The organism is Stenotrophomonas sp. P5_A8, from assembly GCF_056400545.1.
Genome location: NZ_JBFULB010000338.1, coordinates 1 through 4140, shown reverse-complemented (window position 1 = coordinate 4140; position 4140 = coordinate 1). Strand labels below are relative to the sequence as shown.

The window sequence follows — 4140 nt, the reverse complement described above, 5'->3', positions numbered from 1 at the left end:
CGACAATCCAAGCCCCCCCTTGTCCTCCAGCCGCGCCGCGCGGCCGCTGTCCCGATGCCGCCCACTGTTTCCTCGCTCCCGACATCCTCCAGCCGCATCGCCGCCGGTGGCATCGCGCTGGCCGCCGTCGGTGCCGTTGCTGCATCCGGCARGGCGGTGATCGTGAAGCTGGCCTACCGGCATGGCGTGGATGCAACCACGCTGCTGGCGCTGCGCATGCTGATGGCGTTCCCGTTGTTCGCGCTGTTGGCGGTGTGGTCGGCGCGCCGTGCCACCGCACTGTCATGGCCCGATCGTGGCCGCGTGCTGTGGCTGGGCTTCACCGGCTATTACCTGTCCAGCCTGCTGGACTTCCAGGGCCTGCAATACATCAGCGTGACTTTGGAACGGCTGATCCTGTACCTGAATCCCACCCTGGTCCTGCTGATCAGCCTGGTCCTGCTGAAAAAACGCCCCGGCCGCTGGCAGCTGATCGCCCTTGGGCTGAGCTACCTCGGCGTGCTGCTGGCGTTCGGCCACGACCTGCAGTTGGAAGGCGGACGCATCCTGCTGGGCAGTGCGCTGGTGTTTGCCAGTGCGCTGAGCTACGCGCTGTATCTGTTCGGCAGTGGCCAGGTGGTGGCACGGATCGGTGCGATCCGCCTCACCGCGTATGCCAGCTGCGTGGCCTGCGTGCTGTGCGTGCTGCATTTCGCGCTGCTGCACCCGCTGGTGGCGCTGGGTCAGGCGCCGGTGCCGGTGTACTGGCTGTCGCTGATCAACGCCACGCTGTGCACGGTGCTGCCGGTGATGGCGATCATGTTGGCGGTGAAGCGGATCGGCTCGTCGCTGGCCGCGCAGGTGGGTATGCTCGGGCCGGTATCCACCATTGTGATGAGTCTATGGCTGCTCGACGAACCCATGGGCCCCTGGCAGATCCTGGGGACGGCGCTGGTGCTGGTCGGCGTGCTGCTGGTCAGCCGCGCCCGCGCATGACGCCGGCCGCGGCGGCCCCCGAAGACGCGGCCGCGCAGGCGCGCGAACGCATCCTCGCGGTGATACGGGCGATTCCGCGTGGCCAGGTGATGGGCTATGGCCAGGTCGCTGCCAAGGCCGGCTTGCCGGGCCGGGCGCGGCTGACCGCGCGCGTGCTCGGCATGAACGAAGACCCGGACCTGCCCTGGCACCGCGTGCTGCGCTCGGACGGACGTATCGCCATGCCGGAAGGCTCGCACGGCTGGAGAGAGCAGAGCCAGCGGCTGCGTGCCGAAGGCGTGGCGATCGAGCGCGGGCGGGTCAAACACATGCCGCGCAGCGGCGGCGATGATCTGGATGCGGCGCTGTGGGGGCCCGGCTGAGGCTGGAAACGCGGCACCCTCGCGGTTGAATGCGTCGCGCCGGGGCGGTCCCGGGGCAGGGTGCTGCGGCTATGATGGGCGCAGTTCCAAAGGATGCCCTCATGTTTCCGCGACTGCCCACTGTCACCAAGGCACTGTTGATCGCCAACATCGTGCTGTTCCTGCTGCAGCAGCCTTTCCTGCTCGGCAACGGCACCTTCGAGCCGTTCATGCTGCAACCGCTGCGCGGCGGTTTCGATCCGTTCTCACCGGGCGGCAACTTCCAGCCGTGGCAGCTGCTCACCTACGGTTTCCTGCACGGCAGTTTCGGCCATCTGTTCTTCAACATGCTTGCACTGTTCATGTTCGGTGCGGCGCTGGAGCAGACCTGGGGCGAGAGGCGCTTCCTGACCTATTACCTGGTGTGCGTGGCCGGTGCAGGCGTGTGCCAGTTGCTGGTCGGGGCAATGATGGCTGACCCGGTCACCGTGCTCGGCGCGTCCGGTGGCGTGTTCGGGCTGCTGCTGGCCTACGGCATGCTGTTCCCGAACCAGCGCGTGATGCTGCTGTTCCCGCCGATCCCGATGAAGGCGCGCACCTTCGTGATTGTGTTCGGCGTGATGGAACTGGTGCTCGGTGCCACCGGTTGGCAGCCGGGCGTGGCCCACTTCGCGCACCTGGGGGGCATGTTGTTCGGTTGGCTGCTGATCCGCTACTGGCGCGGACAACCGCCGTTCAACAAGCGCCCACCCAGTGGACCGCGTAAAAAGAACCACCTGCGCAGCGTCCGCTGACGCCGCAGCGGACTCCAACGAAGGGCACCGAGGGTGCCCTTCGTCGTATCCAGACCGTTCAATCGACTGAAGCAAGGATGTTTCCATCGTGAAAATACTGATCCTGGGGGGCTACGGCGTGTTCGGCGGCCGGCTGGCGCGGCTGCTGTCGGACCTGCCCGGTCTGGAGCTGCTGATCTGCGGGCGCAACCTGGAGGCAGCGACCGCGTTCTGCGCCGATTACGTGGGCGCGCCGCAGGTGCGGCCGCTCAAGGTCGACCGGCAACGCATCGAGCCGGTGCTGCAGGCCGAACGACCGGACCTGCTGGTGGACGCCTCCGGTCCATTCCAGGATTACGGCGCGCATCCCTACCGCGTGATCGAAGCCTGCATCGCCGCACGCATTTCCTATCTGGATTTCGCCGATGCGGCCGATTTCGTGTTCGGCGTGGCGCAGTTCGATGCGGCGGCCAGGGCGGCCGGCGTGTATGTGTTGTCCGGGGTCAGCAGCTTCCCGGTGCTGACCGCCGCGGTGCTGCGCGAGATGGCCAGGCACATGGACATCGTCAGCGTGGACGGTGGCATCGCGCCGTCGCCGTATGCCGGTATCGGGCTCAACGTAATGCGCGCGGTGGTCGGCTACGCCGGTGCGCCGGTGAAACTGCAGCGCAACGGTCGGCCGGGCCATGGCATCGGGTTGGCCGAAAGCCGGCGCTTCACCGTCGCGGTGCCGGGCAGGCTGCCGTTGCGCAATCTGCATTTCTCGCTGGTCGATGTGCCGGACCTGCAGGTGCTGCCACCCGAACACCCGACGATGACCGATATCTGGATGGGCGCCGGCCCGGTGCCGGAGGTGCTGCACCGGGTACTCAACCTGCTGGCCAAGGCACGGGCGCGGCTGCACCTGCCCTCGCTGGTGCCGCTGTCGCGGGTGTTCTACAGCGTGCTCAACCTGATGAAGTTCGGTGAGCATCGCGGCGGGATGTACGTCCGCGCACGCGGGATCGCCAACGGTGTCGAGGTTGAACAGAGCTGGCACCTGCTGGCCGAGGGCGACGATGGCCCCTACATCCCGTCGATGGCGATCGAGGCGGTGGTGCGCAAGCTGCTGGTTGGGGAGCGGCCGGCCGACGGTGCGCGCCCGGCCACGCACGCGTTGGCGTTGTCCGATTACCAGCGTTTGTTCAAAGGGCGTTCGATCCATACCGGGTTCCGGAGCGAGACGCCCGGTGCCAGCCTGTATCGGCAGCTGCTTGGCAGCGCCTTCGACGCTCTGCCGCCACAGGTGCAGGCGCTGCATGACAGCAGCGAGGGCAGGCGCTGGCAAGGCGTGGGCGAGGTGCGTCGCGGCAAGGGGCTGTTGGCGCGGATCGTCGGTGCCGTGTTCGGCTTCCCGCCGGCCGCGGCGGCGGTGCCGGTCAGCGTGGCATTCGCCCCCGAGCGGGGTGGCGAGCGCTGGACCCGCGATTTCGCCGGGCGCAGGTTTTCGTCGTTGCAGTGGCGCGGGCAGGGCAGGAACGAGCAGCTGCTGGTCGAACGCTTCGGCATCGTGGAGGTTGCGCTCGCGCTGGTGGTGGAAGACGATCGCCTGTACTTGGTGACACGCCGCTGGTCATGCCTGGGTGTCCCGTTGCCGAAGGCGCTGCTGCCGTGCGGGCACACGTTTGAGACCGAGCGCGCGGGTCACTTCGTGTTCGACGTGGAGATTGCCGCACCGATGATCGGCCTGATCGCTGCGTATCGGGGCACGCTGCAGCCTGTCAGCGCGGTGAGCACAGGCTGAAAAAGTGCGTCTCTTCGATGGAAGGGGAGCGTGTTGTTTCAAGGGCCGTCGCAGATCGCGCACGGCCATACGCGCGTGGCTATGCAGTCAAGGGCCGTTTGGATCTGGTGGTGTCTGTCTCCGCTTGGGGCTGTCGCGAGCGTGAGGGCCCCGTAGCGGCCGGTAGGCCCCTGGCGTAGTGTCCCCCGGCCTGGCGGCCTCCTCCTTTATTTTGCCCAGGAACCTACCGGCCGCTACGGGGTTCGGCTCGCGGTGAGCAGGTGGAAGC

General features: G+C 67.5%; 4 protein-coding genes. All 4 read left to right on the top strand.

Features of this window, described 5'->3' with window-relative positions:
- Window positions 1-54 precede the first annotated feature (54 nt).
- The 4 genes from AC1DQP_RS17540 to AC1DQP_RS17525 all read left to right on the top strand — a co-directional run bounded on the left by AC1DQP_RS17540 (window position 55) and on the right by AC1DQP_RS17525 (window position 3872).
- A complete protein-coding gene (locus tag AC1DQP_RS17540) occupies window positions 55-975 on the top strand; it encodes a DMT family transporter (RefSeq protein ID WP_478052103.1) in 921 nt (306 codons plus the stop codon).
- Window positions 972-1337 carry an MGMT family protein gene (locus AC1DQP_RS17535; RefSeq protein ID WP_256774593.1) on the top strand — a complete coding sequence of 122 codons (366 nt, stop codon included), beginning with the start codon at window positions 972-974 and terminating at the stop codon, window positions 1335-1337. Before AC1DQP_RS17540 ends, AC1DQP_RS17535 begins: the two co-directional genes overlap by 4 nt.
- 101 nt (window positions 1338-1438) lie before the next feature.
- Complete coding sequence (locus AC1DQP_RS17530; protein ID WP_478052102.1) at window positions 1439-2110, top strand: rhomboid family intramembrane serine protease; 672 nt, start codon at window positions 1439-1441, stop codon at window positions 2108-2110.
- An 88-nt stretch (window positions 2111-2198) separates the two neighbouring features.
- The gene (locus AC1DQP_RS17525; RefSeq protein WP_457319089.1) at window positions 2199-3872 is read left to right on the top strand and encodes a saccharopine dehydrogenase family protein; all 1674 of its coding nucleotides are present in this window, start codon (window positions 2199-2201) and stop codon (window positions 3870-3872) included.
- Window positions 3873-4140: the final 268 nt, after the last annotated feature.